General features: G+C 38.8%; 16 protein-coding genes. 7 read left to right on the forward strand and 9 right to left on the reverse strand.

All coding sequences use genetic code 11. The features are described from left to right. Positions 1 to 267: 267 nt before the first annotated feature. Together G6R09_RS09670 and G6R09_RS09675 are read left to right on the forward strand one after the other, a co-directional pair. Positions 268 to 2,145, forward strand: a complete 1,878-nt coding sequence (locus G6R09_RS09670) for a DUF294 nucleotidyltransferase-like domain-containing protein (protein WP_065168263.1) — start codon at positions 268 to 270, stop codon at positions 2,143 to 2,145. A gap of 15 nt (positions 2,146 to 2,160) precedes the next feature. Continuing rightward, the gene (locus G6R09_RS09675) at positions 2,161 to 2,910 is read left to right on the forward strand and encodes a 3'-5' exonuclease (protein ID WP_163922040.1); all 750 of its coding nucleotides are present in this window, start codon (positions 2,161 to 2,163) and stop codon (positions 2,908 to 2,910) included. A gap of 100 nt (positions 2,911 to 3,010) precedes the next feature. Here G6R09_RS09675 and G6R09_RS09680 read toward each other — a convergent pair whose 3' ends face one another. The 3 genes from G6R09_RS09680 to G6R09_RS09690 form a co-directional block, all read right to left on the reverse strand. Next, a complete protein-coding gene (locus tag G6R09_RS09680) occupies positions 3,011 to 4,585 on the reverse strand; it encodes a BCCT family transporter (RefSeq protein WP_163922042.1) in 1,575 nt (524 codons plus the stop codon). Between the two features lie 576 nt (positions 4,586 to 5,161). Continuing rightward, positions 5,162 to 5,368, reverse strand: a complete 207-nt coding sequence (locus G6R09_RS09685) for a hypothetical protein (RefSeq protein WP_163922045.1) — start codon at positions 5,366 to 5,368, stop codon at positions 5,162 to 5,164. A 65-nt stretch (positions 5,369 to 5,433) separates the two neighbouring features. After that, on the reverse strand, positions 5,434 to 5,751 hold the full coding sequence (locus G6R09_RS09690; RefSeq protein WP_061000555.1) for a glutaredoxin domain-containing protein: 318 nt from the start codon (positions 5,749 to 5,751) through the stop codon (positions 5,434 to 5,436). Positions 5,752 to 6,138: 387 nt separating this feature from the next. Between G6R09_RS09690 and amrA the strand changes: the two genes are divergently transcribed. Beyond that, complete coding sequence (gene amrA / locus G6R09_RS09695) at positions 6,139 to 6,759, forward strand: AmmeMemoRadiSam system protein A (RefSeq protein WP_065168259.1); 621 nt, start codon at positions 6,139 to 6,141, stop codon at positions 6,757 to 6,759. Between the two features lie 157 nt (positions 6,760 to 6,916). Next, positions 6,917 to 7,369, forward strand: coding sequence for a hypothetical protein (locus tag G6R09_RS09700; protein WP_163922048.1), 453 nt, complete (start codon positions 6,917 to 6,919; stop codon positions 7,367 to 7,369). 54 nt (positions 7,370 to 7,423) lie between these two features. Here G6R09_RS09700 and G6R09_RS09705 read toward each other — a convergent pair whose 3' ends face one another. Then, positions 7,424 to 8,545 carry an endonuclease/exonuclease/phosphatase family protein gene (locus G6R09_RS09705; RefSeq protein ID WP_240345724.1) on the reverse strand — a complete coding sequence of 374 codons (1,122 nt, stop codon included), beginning with the start codon at positions 8,543 to 8,545 and terminating at the stop codon, positions 7,424 to 7,426. Between the two features lie 97 nt (positions 8,546 to 8,642). Further along, on the reverse strand, positions 8,643 to 9,134 hold the full coding sequence (locus G6R09_RS09710) for a hypothetical protein (protein ID WP_087845246.1): 492 nt from the start codon (positions 9,132 to 9,134) through the stop codon (positions 8,643 to 8,645). 267 nt (positions 9,135 to 9,401) lie between these two features. Here G6R09_RS09710 and mobB point away from each other — a divergent pair, with 267 nt between their 5' ends. Beyond that, positions 9,402 to 9,929, forward strand: coding sequence for a molybdopterin-guanine dinucleotide biosynthesis protein B (mobB, locus tag G6R09_RS09715; protein ID WP_163922052.1), 528 nt, complete (start codon positions 9,402 to 9,404; stop codon positions 9,927 to 9,929). A gap of 263 nt (positions 9,930 to 10,192) precedes the next feature. On the opposite strand, the gene G6R09_RS09720 is transcribed toward mobB, so the two are convergent. Further along, on the reverse strand, positions 10,193 to 11,215 hold the full coding sequence (locus tag G6R09_RS09720; RefSeq protein WP_163922054.1) for an META domain-containing protein: 1,023 nt from the start codon (positions 11,213 to 11,215) through the stop codon (positions 10,193 to 10,195). A gap of 234 nt (positions 11,216 to 11,449) precedes the next feature. Between G6R09_RS09720 and G6R09_RS09725 the strand changes: the two genes are divergently transcribed. Continuing rightward, positions 11,450 to 12,775 carry a rhodanese-like domain-containing protein gene (locus G6R09_RS09725; RefSeq protein WP_163922057.1) on the forward strand — a complete coding sequence of 442 codons (1,326 nt, stop codon included), beginning with the start codon at positions 11,450 to 11,452 and terminating at the stop codon, positions 12,773 to 12,775. A 94-nt stretch (positions 12,776 to 12,869) separates the two neighbouring features. Here the strand turns inward: G6R09_RS09725 and G6R09_RS09730 are convergent, their stop codons facing one another. The 3 genes from G6R09_RS09730 to G6R09_RS09740 form a co-directional block, all read right to left on the reverse strand. Beyond that, the gene (locus tag G6R09_RS09730; RefSeq protein WP_373423713.1) at positions 12,870 to 13,787 is read right to left on the reverse strand and encodes an aldo/keto reductase family oxidoreductase; all 918 of its coding nucleotides are present in this window, start codon (positions 13,785 to 13,787) and stop codon (positions 12,870 to 12,872) included. A gap of 136 nt (positions 13,788 to 13,923) precedes the next feature. Further along, positions 13,924 to 14,850: a M15 family metallopeptidase gene (locus G6R09_RS09735; protein ID WP_373423714.1), complete on the reverse strand. Its 927-nt coding sequence runs from the start codon at positions 14,848 to 14,850 to the stop codon at positions 13,924 to 13,926. 72 nt (positions 14,851 to 14,922) lie between these two features. Continuing rightward, on the reverse strand, positions 14,923 to 15,375 hold the full coding sequence (locus G6R09_RS09740) for an RNA-binding S4 domain-containing protein (RefSeq protein WP_065168252.1): 453 nt from the start codon (positions 15,373 to 15,375) through the stop codon (positions 14,923 to 14,925). Positions 15,376 to 15,783: 408 nt separating this feature from the next. On the opposite strand from G6R09_RS09740, the gene fusA reads away from it, so the two are divergent. Further along, on the forward strand, positions 15,784 to 17,871 hold the full coding sequence (gene fusA, locus G6R09_RS09745; RefSeq protein ID WP_163922063.1) for an elongation factor G: 2,088 nt from the start codon (positions 15,784 to 15,786) through the stop codon (positions 17,869 to 17,871). Positions 17,872 to 18,106: the final 235 nt, after the last annotated feature.

An 18,106-nucleotide genomic window follows, 5' to 3' on the forward strand; every position in this document is an offset into this window, starting at 1 on the left:
AATACAGTCAGTATTTATGAGACAGATCACTCAAAACGATAATCTATATTGATAGGTAATATCTAAAAACGACTTATATGCTGATATGGTCAATATCAATTTAACACTTACATCTGTAATTGTTAATAATGAACTATATATGATTTCCGTACTTGCATAGGTTACAATTTCACAAGTAATAACGCTTTATGGCGATGTAATATCTATCGCCCTCTAATTATTATCTGCGGAGCCTTGCTCCTGTTTTTTATTGATATGGACTGAGATATGGAAGCAGAACAAATAGAAATACTTAATTTTATCAGCCAATATCCACCCTTTGATTTGCTACCAGAACAACAACTGAATGAATTAGCAATCGAAATTGAAGTGGCTTATCACCGTGCAGACAGCATGATTTTAAACTTAGGTGATAGTATCAATGATTTGTTTCTCATTCGAAGCGGCGCAGTTGAAGTCTATCGCCGTAAAGGGGAACTCTATAACCGTTTAGATGAAGGTGACATTTTTGGCCAAATGGGATTATTGATGAATAATCGCGTTAGAATGCCAGCGAAAGCTTTAGAAGATACTCTCCTCTACTGTATTCCTAATAACCTCTTTACCAAACTTTGTGACGATTTCGATAGCTTTGCGGATTTTGTCGAAGTTGATGATGGTTCTCGACTCCGCCATGCCGTTTCTCGTCAAAATGATGAAAATGATTTAACCACATCTAAAGTGCGTACATTATTAACGCGTGATGCGGTGATCCTGGATCAAAATGCAACCATTCAAGTCGCTGCTCAAACGATGGCAGAAGAAGGCATCTCTGCGTTATTAATCAGTGATGAAACTATCGTTGATGACGATGATGATAACGACTTAATTGTCGGTATTATCACCGATCGTGATTTATGTACCCGTGTACTTGCGCAAGGGGTATCAACATCCAACCCGGTTTCAACGGTGATGTCAGCAGAACCAATCACACTGGATCATAATGCCTATGTCTTTGAAGCCATGTTGACGATGTTGCGTTATAACATTCATCACCTTCCAGTTATGCGAAACAAGCACCCAGTTGGTATCATTAGCGTCTCTGACATTGTGCGCTATGAATCTCAAAACAGTTTATTACTGGTAAGCAGTATCTATCAGCAACAATCTGTTGAAGAATTAACAGTACTTTCAACCCAAGTTAAAGACTGTTTTGTACGCATGGTCAATGAAGATGCCAATTCGCATATGATTGGTAGCGCAATGGCTGAAATCGGACGAAGCTTTAAACAACGGTTACTTGAACTTGCAGAAGAAGAATATGGTCCGCCTCCTGTGCCTTACTGTTTCCTTGCTTTAGGCTCAATGGCTCGTGACGAACAATTGATTGTTACCGACCAAGATAACGCTATTATTCTTGATAATAACTTCAATCATGCCAAGCATAATGCCTACTTTGAAAAGCTGTCTAAGTTTGTCTGTGATGGGCTTGCTGAGTGCGGTTATACCTATTGTACTGGCGATATTATGGCGACGAATCCAGAATGGCGTAAAACACGTCAACAATGGGAAGATTGCTTCGCCGATTGGATTGATAATCCTAAACCCGTCGCATTACTTAATAGCTCAATATTTTTTGATCTTGGTGGCGTATGGGGTAAAACTAAGTGGGCAAAACAGCTCAATGGCTTTATTGTACGACGAGCGCGTAATAGTCCTCGCTTCTTATCTTGTTTAGCACGTAATGCGTTAAATCGCACTCCACCGCTTGGTTTTTTCAAAGATTTTGTGATGGAAAAAGATGGCCGTCATAACAACTCAATCAACCTTAAACGCCGTGGTACAGCACCTTTAGCGGATTTGATTCGTGTACATGCCCTTGCTGTTGGTTCTCGTTCACAAAACTCACTAGAACGCCTTGATGACATCATTGATAGCGGTATTTTACCACCAGGTCGAGCACAAGATTTACGTGATGCGATGGAATATATTTCACTCGTGCGTATTCGTCACCAAGCACTTGATATTGAAGCAGGGATCGAGCCAGACAATAGTATAGAGCCTGAAAACATGTCTGATTTTGAACGCCGTAATCTCAAAGACGCGTTCCAAATTTTGAGTAAAGCACAAAACTTTGTCAAATTTCGTTATCAGTCAGCACGCTAATAAAAAGAGCCATTAATGTTTCATCATGGATCAAAAAACTCAGCTTCTGCGCACTTTATACGTAATATCGCCACTCCAGATTGGCATTTACGTTTTCAACGATTAGCACAAGAAGCACAAGATAGCCGTATAAAGTCTTATTATCAGACTGGCATTATTAGTGAAGACACGCCACTAAGCGAGGTGCCATTTGTTGCTCTCGACTTTGAAACAACAGGCCTTAATTCAAATAGTGACGATATCGTTAGTATTGGATTAGTACCGTTTGATCTTCATCGAATTTATTGCCGCCAGTCACAACACTGGGTAGTAAAACCTAAGGTAAAATTAGAAGAAGATTCGGTCGTTATTCACGGTATTACCCATTCTGACGTTCAACAGGCACCAGATTTACGCCGTATTCTTGAAGCAGTATTAGATGCACTCGCGGGAAAAGTTGTTGTGGTGCACTATAAAAATATTGAACGTCAATTTATGGATCGGGCGTTAAAAATTCGCTTAGGTGAAGGAATTCAATTTCCAGTTGTTGATACTCTCGCCATTGAAGCGACAATCCAACAACAGCAATTTGGTGGATGGTGGAATAAATTAAAAGGTAAACGTCCAGGCTCGGTACGCTTAGGTAAATGTCGTTCTCGTTATGGTCTACCAGCTTACCAACCCCACCACGCTTTAACCGATTCTTTAGCCACCGCGGAATTACTTCAAGCGCAAATTGCTTACCACTTTAGTCCTGATACTCTGATCAGTAAGTTATGGGAGTAATATTTTAGCGCCTGTAAGTCATGTAAAAAAGCAGCCTTTAGATATCCTCTAAAGGCTGCTTTTATTACGTTACATTTATTGCAATTACTTCACTAAGAGATTATTTATAACGCTCAGTTCTAAAGCCCATTAACAAGCTAATACACATAATAATCAAAATAAACGTAAACGGTAATGCCGTTGAAATCGTACCTGCTTGCAATGCTTGAATAGCTTGCGTGCCACCTACCCATAACAGCGCGATAGCGATCAGTCCTTCAATTGACGCCCAGAAAACACGTTGTGGAATTGGAGCATCAATTTTACCACCAGCAGTAATACTATCGATAACCAATGAACCTGAATCTGATGAAGTTACGAAGAACACTAAAATCAGAATCACAGAAATAAACGATAGAATGCTACCAAGTGGTAAAGCATCATACATCTGGAACATTGCTAGTGGTACTTCGGTAATACCCTTCGCACCTAATGTACCAATATGGTCCATAATCTGGTGAATTGCTTGACCACCAAAGACAGACATCCACACTGAAGTAACTACGGTCGGTGTAATAATAACCGCAATTAAGAATTCACGAACGGTACGGCCTTTAGAGATACGCGCAATAAACGAACCAACAAATGGTGACCATGAAATCCACCATGCCCAATAAACAATTGTCCAAGCATGCATCCACTTTTCATCAGGACGATTATAAGGGTCACTTAATGGAATAAAGTTTTCAATATAACCCATAATTGTTTTTGGTAAGGTATCCATAGAAACAGAGAAGCCAACCAAAGCAACAAAGACAAGTAATACAACCGCGACTAACATATTAATGTTACTGAGTAATTTAACCCCAGAATCAATACCTTTAACCACAGAATAAATAGCAGCCATGGTAACAACAACAATAATTGTTATTTGTAGGCCTAACCCACCATGCATTCCAAATACATGATTAATACCACTTGCAGCTTGCTGAGCACCTAAACCTAATGAAGTAGCTAAACCAAACAGTGTCGCTAAAACAGCTAGAATATCAATAACATGCCCAGGCCAACCCCATGTTCGGTCACCTAAAATAGGGTAAAACACAGAGCGAATAGAAAGCGGCAACCCTTTGTTATAGCAGAAAAATGCCATAGACAAACCAACAACAGCATAAATTGACCATGGGTGTAAACCCCAATGGTACATGGTTGCGCCCATCGCAACTTTAAATGCTTCTGGCGTACCAGGGGTCACATTTAGCGGTGTTGAACCACCCCAACCTGTAAAGTAAGCAGCAGGCTCGGCAACACTCCAAAACATTAAGCCAATACCCATACCGGCAGCAAAAAGCATCGATAACCATGACAATGTTGAATGGTCTGCTTTCGCTTTTTGTCCACCAATACGGATACGACCATAAGGTGAAATGATTAATGCTAAACAAAAAAGGACAAAGAAATTACCCGCCCATATAAATAAAGAAGCAAACTGATTAACAACAGCCCCTTTAACACCGTCTAATGCTGCTTTTGCGGTTGCTGGATCTGAAATTAAAATCGCCACTAAAAAAATGATTATAAGTCCAGCACTCACACCAAAAACGGCATTATGCACATCAAATCCCCACTTTTGGACATTATCTTGACCAATAGTGTAATCTGTATTATCTATACTATATTTATCGTGTTTACTCATTTATTACATCCTGTTAGGTATCGCCTCAACTATAATATTTAGTCATGTAAACAAAAATCAAAGCGCCATTATATAACCATTAATAGGCGAGAACTGTCAACATAGAGCAAAAACAGCACTATAGGCTAGTTTCACTGTTTCCTAATCTTAATATATTCGTTGTTATTGATTAGTTTTAATGACCGTTATCATATTTTTATTTGTATTCTAATCATTCATTGCTACAACTTTAGTTCATTTTAAATTTTTAACTGTTTTTTATGTGCAACGACAACAAATTTAATTTATTTTTATGACGTTTAATCAATAGATTAGCTATAATATTGAAAAATAAGACAACCAATAATATTTGCAATATATAGACAAACAATCGTTACGCTTATTTATAATATTATAAGACTGAATTAGCCTTTATTTATCGAGATATTTTAATAGTGTGAAAAAACGCTTAACAAGATAAAAAAACTGGATAATTACGTATAATTAATTATTAAGTTTGCAGAAATTAAACTTAGATTGGTGATATTTTATACAAAACAGCACAAAAAAATAGTCAAATAACAATAGTAAAATCTGTTAACCAAATTCAAGGGAGATAAAAGTACATCTTTTTGAACAACCAATACCAGGTTGTTCGCTCTGTTCTGGTGCAATAAGCATTAATGGTTGTAGGCAGTGTTCACAAGCAACAACTTTACCTTGCATAACTTTTTTAATCACAGCATGCTGATCGCTAAATGATTTCTTGGTTTGTTTATTCAATTGCGAAAAATCTAATTTCATGTTTTGATCTCTTGCGTTAACCATAAAAAGGGCTATTCACCCTTTTTATTAACATCATAGTGATTTTATAATTCAAAATCATCAAAATCATTATTATCGATTTGGCGCTCAAGGTATGCGACTAAATCATCATGACCGCCAATATAATGCCCCGCTAAAATAATCTGCGGTACTGTTCTTACATTAACATTGGCAAATTGATGAATAAAATCAACCATCACAGTTTTGGTTAACTGTTGTCCTAATACTAATGTTGAATACTCAATACCCTGTTGATCAAGTAATGCTTTTGCTTTTACGCAATAAGGGCAATTAGGTTGAGTGATAACAACACTTTGGTATGCCATTAACTGCTCTATTGTCAAACCTTGGTCAGTGCTCATAAACTCATTTATCTTCTAGATCAAAAATGGCATTAACGATAAAACAATATCAGGTGCTAGTAAATTTTATAAACAACACAATCTAAAAAAACAGTGAAAAAAGTACAAATATTGCCCATGTCATTCAGTTTACCCACGCAAATATATAAAAATTACACACTGCATAAGTTTGACAAACAAGTTAACAATTTTTAATTCAAGATATATTGAATAATCATTAAAAATAGATAATATTGATCATGACAGTGAAATAAGTTATTGCACTAAAAGGCTTTTTATCACTAACTCAATCACTGATAAGTATTTTATAAATCACTATTTACAACACACTTCATTATTCATATACGGATGTATTGATTTTTTATAATATTCCAAAGGAGAGCACTGGTGGATATTTCAGCTGTCACATATCAAACATACAATAAAGGTGAACTCACGCAGCTACTGGATATTGCCCGTGATGCTATTCGAGGCCATTTTTCAGACAAAGCGATTTCAACTTCAGCACCAAAACTGGATCACTACACACGCAAAATGCTGCAACCAGCGGCATGTTTTGTAACCTTAGAAGTGAACGGTCAACTGCAAGGCTGTATTGGCTCAACCATTGCAACAAGGCCTTTAATCTTAGAGATGCACAATAAAGCGATTGCGAGTGCCTATGAAGATCGCCGTTTTATGCCTCTTGCTGAAGATCAACTTGATGATTTAAGTATTGAAGTAGAAGTGCTATCGCCACTAGTTATTCAGCCGTTTAGTAGCGAAGCTGAGTTATTTGAATATTTATCTCATCATAAACAAGGCGTGTTATTAACAGATAAACATGTACAGACAGTTGTATTACCAAGTGCATGGCGTCGAGGGTTATCAACCCCACAGTTTATACAGCTACTTAAACAAAAAGCCGGCTGGCCAGCTAATTATTGGTCAGACACCATGGTCATCAAAACATTTACCACTTGTGCGCTAAAAGAAAATTTCAAAACAATTCGTGGTAAATATTTCTAAGTTTAATTTCACAATTAACCTTACCCAGACAAAACAGCATGTTCTCTAACGCTGTTTTGTCGACAAGATAACATAACCTCTTTTTACTCATGACATAGTTAACAGCATCCAATCTCTAAGGTTATTCAATCTTTCATTTATATAGTGATAGCCCCAAATGAAAACCCTGTATCGTTGTTGCATGCTGGTATTATTGTTAAGTGTAAATAGCTGCAGTGTACTTACAGCAAATAAACCCTCAGCTTGGGTTAAATTAACCACGCAAACTGCTAATTTTCACGTTGATAGCGGCAATGTTATTCTCGATGGATCATCATCAAAAAAATTCTATAACCACCTTCGCCTTACCTGTGCGCAAGGATCTGTTAATATTAAGAAAATTAAAATTAATTATGACAATGGTGAGTTTCAGCAATTTAGAACAAAAGGCTTAATGACGCAAAATAGCACTAGCCCACCAGAGTTACTTGATTATCCTGATAGCAAAATTACTGCCATTGAAATCAACTTTCATAGCCTAGGCAACAAACAATTATCAATCGCAGGCATAACCCCCAAAGCTATCATTGAAGTTTGGGGAAAAGAACAACAACCGATCATCTTTAGCTAGTAATAATCCTGACGCATAACGTCACCAGAGGCTGATATTAATCGATTCTACGTTCTAACATCCTATATCGACCCAAACTAAGCGATGATCCGAACCGGCTGTTGGCTTCTCACGGCCTTTATCATCGAGTACCAAGTGTCGTAATGGATGATTTTTTGAAGGCCAGAACACCCCGCTGCTTAATACTGTTAGATCGGCTGACGGCAAGACATAATCTAACCGCATACCACCTAAATGCGTCCATTCATTACTACGCCCTTTACGTCGCTGCCATGGTCGGTGTTCACTACCACCAGCGCTTTTAGGTGTTAACGCTCCATGACTTACTTGCTGATGAATACGACTATGATTAAGCAAATGTTTAATCGGCGTTTTTAAACCATCGCCATCAACCACATCAGCATTAAGATCACCTAAAACAATAAATGCTTGCTCATGGCTTAAGCCACCACGATTTCCGCTATCGTCTTCTAAATAATCTGCATTATCGAGAATATCGCAAACTAATTGAATTTCATCATGATTACGTTTGGCATTACGCCGTTCAGGCCCATCAAAGACAGGGGGCGTCGGATGGCAACACACCAGATTAATTACTTGCTGATCACATTCAATAGGGACAATAAGATGATTTTTAGAAGATAATCGTAATATATCGATGGCCTCATCACTGTAAAAATCACGGGGAATTAATGTATTAGGTATTTTATTCCACAACATATGTTGCCATGAGCGAATATTTTCATTTTGGATTGGATACTTAGACAATAATACAAAACCAAAATTACCATGAAAATGGCCAAATCCCATCCCATCAGCAGGTAATGAAATGACACCATCATTATTTAAATCAATCTCGGTTAGCAAACCAGTATTAGTTGCAGGACATAAGCGATATGGATATTCGATAGGATGTTGATCGTATTGACCGACAGATAAATAATTATCGCAGAAATTAGCCAGAGCGCCATCATCGCCCCCCGCTCCCAGGTGATCAAACTCACACAGTAGTATCACATCAGCAGCAGCATGCTGAATAATGGCAGCTAAACGTCGTAAGCGCGGATTATTGAAGCTAGAGGTTAATGCTAATATTTTGTCTGGCTCGGTATCAGACATCGAAATATTAAACATTGCGACACGAAGTAATGGTTCGCAATTAGATGCAGATTTCACTTAACATTCTCATATACTTATACTTTCATTGCACATATTGTAATAGCCATTATCGATTCAACCAATAACAAACACACCAATGATTGCTCTAATAAGTCTAACGATTACCGACTAACGCATTTAATGCCAAACGAATTTGCTTTGCATCATGACTTGCTCGATGCCGTACAGGGCCTTGCCGCTCAAGCGCTAATTGAAAATGTACCCGCTCAATACCATTATGTTGCTTTAACCAACAACAGATCTCGGTCAGCATAAATGAAGGTCGCATATGCGCTGCATGATATAACCGACCTAACCAAAATAAATCCCACTCACTATCACAAAAAACCAACTCATATTGCCCAAGTACCGCATTAAGGTGTCGGCACACATCAACTACTTGCTTACCATTGGCTTCCAATTCAGAACGAGGAATTTTATGAATATGTGACTCAGAAAAAGCATCCCAATACACCCACTCATCACTAGCAGATAAAGGGTTAATCAATAAGCTATTATCAGTACCATTAGGCAGTGAATATCCTACTTCTATTGGATAAGAAAATTCGGATAATCCTGATGCTTCAAAATCTAACGTCGCCCACATATACACTCCCTGTTAGGAATATCATATTAATCACTTGTATCTATGAATTTGACAGTATTCATTAATGATAAAAAGCTCAATACAAGCTAAATGTAGACCGTAAGATCATTATCACCAAAAAAATACGAGGTTAGTTTTTTATTCAATGGTTATAAATCATGTTTATTTGAATAAATCCCTTACATATCAATAAATACGTACTGTTAATAGGTGTTCACTTTTGTTAGGTATATAATAGCAAAAGAATCAATATCAACGGGTCTCATAATGATTACATCTCCTACACCGATACTGGGTTTCGCTGGATTTAGTGGCTCCGGAAAGACTACCCTACTTGAACAACTTATCCCTTTACTTAAACAACACCATTTACGGATAGGGCTACTCAAACACAGTCATCATGATATTGATCCCGATGTACCAGGAAAAGATAGCTATCGTTTACGCCATGCTGGTTGCAGTCAAACCTTACTCGCCACCAAATCACGTCATATGCTGTATTTTGAATACCCGCAGGCAGAGCGCCAAGATCCTGAATTAAATCATTGTTTAAGTCAGCTTAATCATGACTTATTAGATCTGGTCTTAATTGAAGGTTTTCGTGATCAACCGTTTCCAAAAATAGAAATTCATCGTCCGAGCTATGGTAAACCATTACTTTACCCAACGGATAACACTATTTTAGCGTTTGCCAGTGATCAACCCGCACCTATGGATTGTGATTTACCGCACTTAGATTTAAATAATCCACACGCTATTTGCCAGTTTATTCTTGAGTGGTTAGCGCAAGAGTAATTATAACGGTCATATAAAAACCGCAGCTAAATATACTTTAACAAGAAAGAGACAATACTCAGCTGTAATGCCGTTCACTTAAGGATATTTTGTTTGTTTTATGTACAAAACAGAATATCCCAGATAGCAAAGAATCCAGCTATAGCTAGGTTCTTTAATTATCAAAAGCCTTTATCCATAAGGATTTCAGGCTTAAGTGAACAGCATTAATACTCAGCTGCGGTTTTTTAATAGAACAAATTATCATGCTAACAACTAAAAAATTACGGTTGCTTTTTTAGTGTTGAAAAAATCATCACTCCGGTATGATGATTTACTTGGTATGTAAGTACCAATTTCCCCGCAAAATAAGTAAATTGAGTCACATTCGTTAATTGTTGTAAATAACGTTTTTGGCGATGTGGCGCTAAAGGTGCATTACATGTCCGTGCAGTTACAGCTGCATGTTGACCTAAGACCTTAATTGAACCTGGCGATAATAATGGCTTAACCGTGATGGTATAGTTATTACAATCAACCATACCAACAAAATGGCCGTTGATATAACGTAAACTTATTTTATCGCTAGTTGTCACCGGATCACCATAACGCCAACTCTCAAGCTGCCATTCTGTATTGGCTAATATCGCTGGGGTTAATCTCACTATCGGTTGATGGCTGGGAATTTCGACTAATTTATCTTGTTTTACTATCCAAATATGACGCGCGACATCACCAGGACAAGAAGCGGGATCGTTCTTTCCTGCTTGTATAACATCGACGATTATTTGATGATTTTTAATCACCAATCCTTTAACACGCACTCGGTCACCAACATAATGAGTGGCTATATTAACGAGCTTATTATGTTGATAAGCCATTACGGCAATATATAAATATTGACCACTTCCCCCTGGTGAATAATTAAGTAGCACCACAGCCATAGGATCATTATTCGCAGTTAAAGGGCCTACTGCTGTCAAATCATTTAATAACATCACTTGTGGCATCACATTCCCCCCTGGTTGATAGGGTTCACCGGCCCACAAGCCTTGCTGTAAATGAACAGTGCCACCAATTGAATCAATACCTTGATAATAAGCCTGTTGTAACACCGGTAATGAGTAATTATATGATTGGGCGTTGCTGTTGCTCGACTTAGGATGGGTAGCATAGGTTGTTAATGGTGAGGATGGTTTTTGTTGTGTTTCAATAACATGAGTATCTAACGTTGTTATCTCTGCAGCCAGTATCGTTGAGCTATAAATGACAAATAGACTCATAAATACAGGGATAAAACGTTTCATAGATGTTCCTTTTTAATGCTTCAACACGATATATCATCACTCGATGATGCTGTAATATATTTCTGACACAAAATACCCATAATAGTTCCTCTATAGATACCCACACTGCATTTGTTACAAATATCATTAAAAATCGAATTTCTTACAAATCACCACAATCCAATTGTATTACCTTTTTAAACCGTTAAAATGCGCGCTTGTTTTTGACGATCACTAAGGTGATTAGGTTTTATCATGCTCATTAAAATAACTGCAATAGCGACATTATTACTGACATCAAGTACTTCATTTGCCAATCCATCTTCTCCCTTAAAAACAGCAACATTTAAACAACTTGCTCAGCAGCAAGCGCAAACAGCGCCACTACAAATTATTGATTGCCGTAACAGCAATTTCTATAACGGTTGGCCTGAAGCCCAGCAACAAAATGGAGGGCATATTGCAGGTGCTGTTAACATCGATGCGAATTGGCTAAAAACGTTAGATACTGCAGCTTTTCAAACCTTATTACGTGATAAACACCTTAAATCTGACCTGCCAACATATTTATATTGTTCAGCAGATAAAGCACAGCAATTAACCACCGCTTTACAGAGTCAAGGTTACCACTCGCTAACCACGATTGATCAACCACTCAATGACTACCATGATAAACTTATTGCGCTACCTAACTTTCAGCAATTAGTGCCAGCATCATGGTTAAATGATCTTATTACTGACAAACACCCACGCTATGCACCAAAGCATGGTTATAAAGTCGTTGAAGTAGAATGGGGCCCTCCCGCTAAATATTTACTTGACCATATTCCTGGGGCTTTATACGTAAATACCAACACTATCGAATCAAAACCATGGTGGAATAAGGTTAACAACAAAGCATTAGCACAAATTATTGCAAATCTTGGTATTCGTTACGACACCACGGTTATTCTCTATGCTCGCAATAATATGTCAGCTGCACGCTTTGCTAACTTCTTAATGTATGCCGGCGTTAAAGACGTACGATTATTAAATGGTGGCTGGACAGCATGGTCTGATGCTGATTATCCCACAGAGCATTTACCTAATTACAATAAAACCCCAGTTGCATTTGGTAAAACCATCCCTGCAAACCCACAATATTTAATCGATACAGCACAAGTCAAAGCATTGTTGAAAAAGCCTGTTAGCCAACAATCCGTCGTTAGTGTTCGTACATGGCCAGAATATATTGGCGAAACCAGTGGTTATGATTACATTAAGCCTAAAGGCCGTATCGAGGGAGCGAAATGGGGGCATGCAGGTTCAGATTCTTACCACATGCAAGATTATCTAAATCCCGATCAAACTATGAAAAGTGGCAATGAAATTACTGCTCAATGGGCACAATGGAATATTAAACCAAATCAGGATGTGGCGTTTTTCTGTGGTACGGGCTGGCGCGCATCTGAGGCATTTTTCTTTGCTCATATTCTCGGTTGGAAAAACATCAGTGTTTATGATGGTGGTTGGTATCAATGGAGTGCTAATAAAAACAACCCAATAGCAGAAGGAACTATTGCCCCAGCAAGCGTGCACTAAGTAATTAGCTGACAAGATACAGCAACGGCAGGCAATACGCCTTAACAGGTATATTGCCTGCCGTTTTTAAACGCGTTTACAATACTGATATAGCTTATGGCACGCCATGACCTTTGGACGCTACCCATACTCGATAGAATTGCTCACGTGATAATGAAAAGTCTAGAGCGGCGACCGCCGATCTTACACGTTCAATATTTCCTGAACCGATAATCGCTAATGGTTTTGATGGCAAACAACGAATCCATGCATAAATCACTTGATCGATACTATCTGCACCAATTTCAGCCGCAATATCAGTTAAGGTTTCACGGACTCGAACATGCTGTTCACTGCTACCATTAAAAATATCACCGCCTGCTAAACATGACCATGCCATTGGATGAATGCGCTTCATTTGCAATTGATCAAGCGTACCATCATGTGCGACCTCAAAATTAAGCGGATTAATTTCTACTTGGTTGGTCACTAAAGGTTGTTCAAGTCGTGATTGCAGTAAATCAAATTGCGCAGGTGCAAAGTTTGAAACACCAAAATGATTCACTTTTCCTTGTTGCTTCAACTCAGTAAACGCCGCAGCTACTTCATCAGCATCCATAAGTACATCTGGACGGTGAATTAATAACAGATCGATATTATCAACCCGTAAATTTGCCAGTGCGTTATTTACAGAATCTATAATATGCGACTTACTCGTATCATAATGGTTAATATTACGATGAGGATATTTAGGATTACAAAGATTAATATCGCACTTAGTCACTATCTGTAATTGCTGACGTAAACTTGGCTTTAACGCTAACGCTTCACCAAATAATGCTTCACATTGATAGCCACCATAAATATCCGCATGATCTACAGTCGTAATTCCTAATTCAAGATGCTGCTCTAAAAAAGCTAATCGTTGCTGTGCAGTCATACCCCATTCAGCTAAACGCCAATAGCCTTGCACTAACTCTGAAAATTGTAATTGTTGCGCAACCATTGTGGCTTGATTAACCATTGAAACCATCCATTGTTAATTAATACTGATTAGCGACCATCCTAAAAGCCTCTATCCACAGCCGCAAACACATTTATTAAAAACAAAGTCTGCAAACTAAAAATCATGACTTAGGCAGCAACTTATCAATAAAAGCCTTGCTAAATTAGCGCTTAACACAAATAGCAGAACGAACTGGTTGCAGGTTTATCGCACTCATCACCCGCTTTGGATCAGCATCATAAGCTTTATTTAATGATTTGACTGATAACTTACCTTTTAAATATTCAGTGTAATCATTGAATTTATAATGGCTATAAGCGGTCGGGTACATTTTGCTACAACTGTCATACCATGCGACATAACGCTTAAAAAATAATGCTGCTTGCGCAGGCGTCATTTTACTCATGGTTAACGCCATATCTTTGGTTAACTGAAAATGTTGATAATCAATTGGAGAGTCCCAAAATCCACCCCAATATTGAAAGCCATTACGGGCAAAAATATCAATAACCACTTCAGCCATACCTCGACTATCCGATTTACCAAAACGGTAACTGGCGCGATTGGCATAACGCGTCCCTTGGGTTGGACTGAATTTAGCATTGCCATTACCACTAAACGTAACAAATGGATTTTGAAGTGGATTAATATCTATCGCAGCACCATAAGCATGTAAGGATAAACTGCCCGTTCCAGCGACTGGACGATAATTAAAAGCGGAAGTATTATTCGCCGTCATCGAACGGGTATCATTACCACCATAGGCTTCAATCGGTACTGCTTTATGTATAGGAAAACCTTGCTGATATAAAGCATCAAATATTTTACCTACATACGGCGCAACAGCATCCATTACCACTAATTGACCATTGGCATGTGCTTTGCCTGCAAAATCACGGTAATTGAAGGTAACTTTTTTAAGTCGTTGGCAAGGCACAGGTGCCGCTGCTGCCATAACACCGGCTTTGGTCATCGCTTGGCATTCAGCTGCCGATATAGCACTAATTTGCGCAGCACTGACTGAAAAAGTAGTGCTCACAGTCGCTGCTATCAATAACGTCATTGGTATATGACGATAACAAATGATCATCTTTGAAGCCCTGTCTATAAAATAGCCATAAAAAAGACGTGCCTTTGCACGCCTATAATAGAGTCTAATAACTTAAAAACTGATCGGCTTACGACCTGTTGCAGTATCGGCTTTCTTGTCTGCTTTCTCTGCTTCTTTTTTAGTCACCGAGCGATTCTTGCTCGTTGACGGAGTCGCTTTATTTTTTTTAACTTTTGCCGCTGGTGTTTTTTTATCTTTTTTAGCTGGTTTTTCCACAACAGCTGCTTGAGCTGTTTTTTGCTCTCTAACTGGCGCTTCTTGCACTGGTTGATCACAAATAACTACGAAATATTCACCGTTAAACTCTATCACGTCACCATCATAGATTTTACAACGCTTACGTAATTCAATTTCACCATTTACAGCAACATAACCTTCGGATATAGCATATTTAGCTTCCCCGCCACCACTAACCAAATTGGCAATTTTAAGTACTTTATAGAGTTCAATTGGTTGTACAGAGACTTCAACTTCCAGCGCTTCTACTTCTATTTCTTCCGACATTTTGTACACTCAAATAATAAAACAGGAACTAAGTTAAATTCTACCTCACTACCAAACATAAAGTGAAACAAATGATAGATTCCAGCGTAGTTACTATTTTTTCAGACCTAAGCTGTTAAAAATTCGTTTTGTCCATTTTTATTGACACTTAAACATCACCATTATTTAACGCTATAGCAATAAAAGATCACTAAAATATCCTCAAATCGACTTACAATAATAATCAACCTCGGCTAATCTTGGTTTTTATCACCGTTATTTGCTCGGATCTTCGTCAACAGGTATGGCACCTAGGGCAAAAAGCAAGCGAATAACTATTTTATTACACATGGCTATGTTCTGATTAGCACAAGTAGTGCTATAATCCGCGACCTCACATGTGACAGTAATTGTTTATAGAGAAAAACAATGACAGATTTATCTAAATACAGAAACATTGGTATTTTCGCGCACGTTGATGCGGGCAAAACTACTACTACAGAGCGTATCCTTAAGCTTACTGGTAAAATCCATAAGATTGGTGATACTCACGATGGCTCAACTACAACTGACTTCATGGAGCAGGAAGCTGAGCGCGGTATTACTATCCAGTCTGCAGCAGTTAGCTGTTTCTGGAATGACCACCGTCTAAACGTTATCGATACTCCAGGACACGTTGACTTCACAGTTGAAGTTTACCGTTCTCTTAAAGTACTTGATGGCGGTATCGGTGTATTCTGTGGTTCTGGTGGTGTTGAACCACAATCAGAAACTAACTGGCGTTACGCGAACGAATCAGAAGTTGCTCGTCTGATCTTCGTTAACAAACTAGACCGTATGGGTGCAGATTTCTACCGCGTTGTTGACCAAGTTAAGAACGTACTAGGTGCTACACCTCTAGTTATGACACTACCTATCGGTACTGAAGAAGACTTCGTAGGTGTTGTTGACGTTCTAACTCGTCAAGCTTTCGTATGGGATGACTCTGGTCTTCCAGAAAACTTCGAAATCCAAGAAGTTCCTGCGAACATGGTTGACGATCTTGAAGCTTACCGTGAAGAATTAGTTGAGACTGCTGTAGAGCAAGACGACGTGCTTCTAGAAGCTTACATGGAAGGTGAAGAGCCTTCTATCGAAGATCTTAAGCGTTGTATCCGTAAAGGTACACGTGACCTAGCATTCTTCCCAACTTTCTGTGGTTCTGCATACAAGAACAAGGGTGTTCAAAACATTCTTGACGCTGTTGTAGATTACCTACCAGCTCCAGACGAAGTTGATCCACAGCCGCTAACAGATCCAGAAACTGGCGAGCCAACTGGTGAAGTTGCAACTGTATCTGCTGATGAACCATTCCGCGCGCTTGCATTCAAAATCATGGATGACCGCTTTGGTGCACTAACATTCGTTCGTATTTACTCTGGTAAGCTAAACAAGGGTGACACCATCCTTAACTCTGCTACAGGTAAGACTGAGCGTATCGGCCGTATGGTTGAGATGCAAGCTGATGAGCGTAACGAACTATCATCTGCGCAAGCTGGTGATATCATCGCTATCGTTGGTATGAAGAACGTTCAAACTGGTCACACTCTTTGTGATGTTAAGCACGAGTGTACTCTTGAGCCAATGATCTTCCCAACGCCAGTAATCTCAATTGCTGTAACGCCTAAAGATAAGGGCGGTTCAGAGAAAATGGGTATCGCGATCGGTAAAATGGTTGCAGAAGATCCATCTTTCCAAGTTGAGACTGACGAAGAAACTGGCGAAACAATCCTTAAAGGTATGGGTGAACTTCACCTAGACATTAAGGTTGATATCCTTAAGCGTACATACGGCGTAGACCTAATTGTTGGTCAACCTCAAGTTGCTTACCGTGAAACAATCACGAAGCCAGTTGAAGATAGCTACACGCATAAGAAGCAATCTGGTGGTTCTGGTCAGTTCGGTAAGATCGACTACGTAATGAAGCCAGGTGAAGTAGGTTCAGGCTTTAAGTTCACATCATCTGTAATCGGTGGTAACGTTCCTAAAGAATTCTGGCCTGCAATCGAGAAAGGCTTCAAGGGCATGATGGACACTGGTGTTCTAGCTGGTTTCCCTGTTCTTGACGTTGAAATCGAGCTTCTTGATGGTGCATTCCACGCAGTCGATTCATCTGCAGTAGCATTTGAAATCGCAGCGAAAGGCGCATTCCGTCAATCTATGCCTAAAGCTGGTGCGCAACTTCTTGAGCCAATCATGAACGTTGACGTATTTACTCCAGAAGATCACGTTGGTGATGTTATCGGTGACCTTAACCGTCGTCGTGGCATGATCAAAGACCAAACTGCTGGCGTAACTGGTTCTCGTATTAAAGCTGACGTACCACTTTCAGAAATGTTTGGTTACATCGGTACTCTACGTACTATGACATCAGGCCGTGGTCAGTTCTCTATGGAGTTCTCACACTACGCACCTTGTCCTGCTAACGTTGCTGAAAAAGTAATCGCTGAGCAGAAAGAGCGTAACGCTAAGAAGTAATTTTTAATTACTCTAAGTGATACCTTTAACCCCGAGGACGTTGTTCTCGGGGTTATTTTTTATCGGTACTTTTTATCAACATAACTCAGTTCCTCCTTTTAGCTTCCTTTACCCTCATCGCTTATAATATCTCTTCTCTATAAGATTAATAATACTCTTTCGTTCATTATGGCAATCAGCTTTATCACTAAAATGACTAGGTAAAATATTCACTTAACCGTAAAGTAATACTTTT

Source organism: Photobacterium sp. Alg240-V54, assembly GCF_900537155.1.
Taxonomy (GTDB): Bacteria; Pseudomonadota; Gammaproteobacteria; order Enterobacterales; family Vibrionaceae; genus Photobacterium.

Excerpts from the sequence above, each read along its gene's own strand:
- fusA (WP_163922063.1), top strand. The coding sequence starts at position 15,784 with ATGACAGATTTATCTAAATACAGAAACATTGGTATTTTCGCGCACGTT.
- G6R09_RS09680 (WP_163922042.1), bottom strand. The coding sequence starts at position 4,585 with ATGAGTAAACACGATAAATATAGTATAGATAATACAGATTACACTATT.
- G6R09_RS09735 (WP_373423714.1), bottom strand. The coding sequence starts at position 14,850 with ATGATCATTTGTTATCGTCATATACCAATGACGTTATTGATAGCAGCG.
- G6R09_RS09710 (WP_087845246.1), bottom strand. The coding sequence starts at position 9,134 with ATGTGGGCGACGTTAGATTTTGAAGCATCAGGATTATCCGAATTTTCT.
- G6R09_RS09685 (WP_163922045.1), bottom strand. The coding sequence starts at position 5,368 with ATGAAATTAGATTTTTCGCAATTGAATAAACAAACCAAGAAATCATTT.
- G6R09_RS09675 (WP_163922040.1), top strand. The coding sequence starts at position 2,161 with ATGTTTCATCATGGATCAAAAAACTCAGCTTCTGCGCACTTTATACGT.
- G6R09_RS09720 (WP_163922054.1), bottom strand. The coding sequence starts at position 11,215 with ATGAAACGTTTTATCCCTGTATTTATGAGTCTATTTGTCATTTATAGC.
- mobB (WP_163922052.1), top strand. The coding sequence starts at position 9,402 with ATGATTACATCTCCTACACCGATACTGGGTTTCGCTGGATTTAGTGGC.
- G6R09_RS09730 (WP_373423713.1), bottom strand. The coding sequence starts at position 13,787 with ATGGTTTCAATGGTTAATCAAGCCACAATGGTTGCGCAACAATTACAA.
- G6R09_RS09725 (WP_163922057.1), top strand. The coding sequence starts at position 11,450 with ATGCTCATTAAAATAACTGCAATAGCGACATTATTACTGACATCAAGT.
- G6R09_RS09700 (WP_163922048.1), top strand. The coding sequence starts at position 6,917 with ATGAAAACCCTGTATCGTTGTTGCATGCTGGTATTATTGTTAAGTGTA.
- G6R09_RS09690 (WP_061000555.1), bottom strand. The coding sequence starts at position 5,751 with ATGAGCACTGACCAAGGTTTGACAATAGAGCAGTTAATGGCATACCAA.
- G6R09_RS09670 (WP_065168263.1), top strand. The coding sequence starts at position 268 with ATGGAAGCAGAACAAATAGAAATACTTAATTTTATCAGCCAATATCCA.
- G6R09_RS09740 (WP_065168252.1), bottom strand. The coding sequence starts at position 15,375 with ATGTCGGAAGAAATAGAAGTAGAAGCGCTGGAAGTTGAAGTCTCTGTA.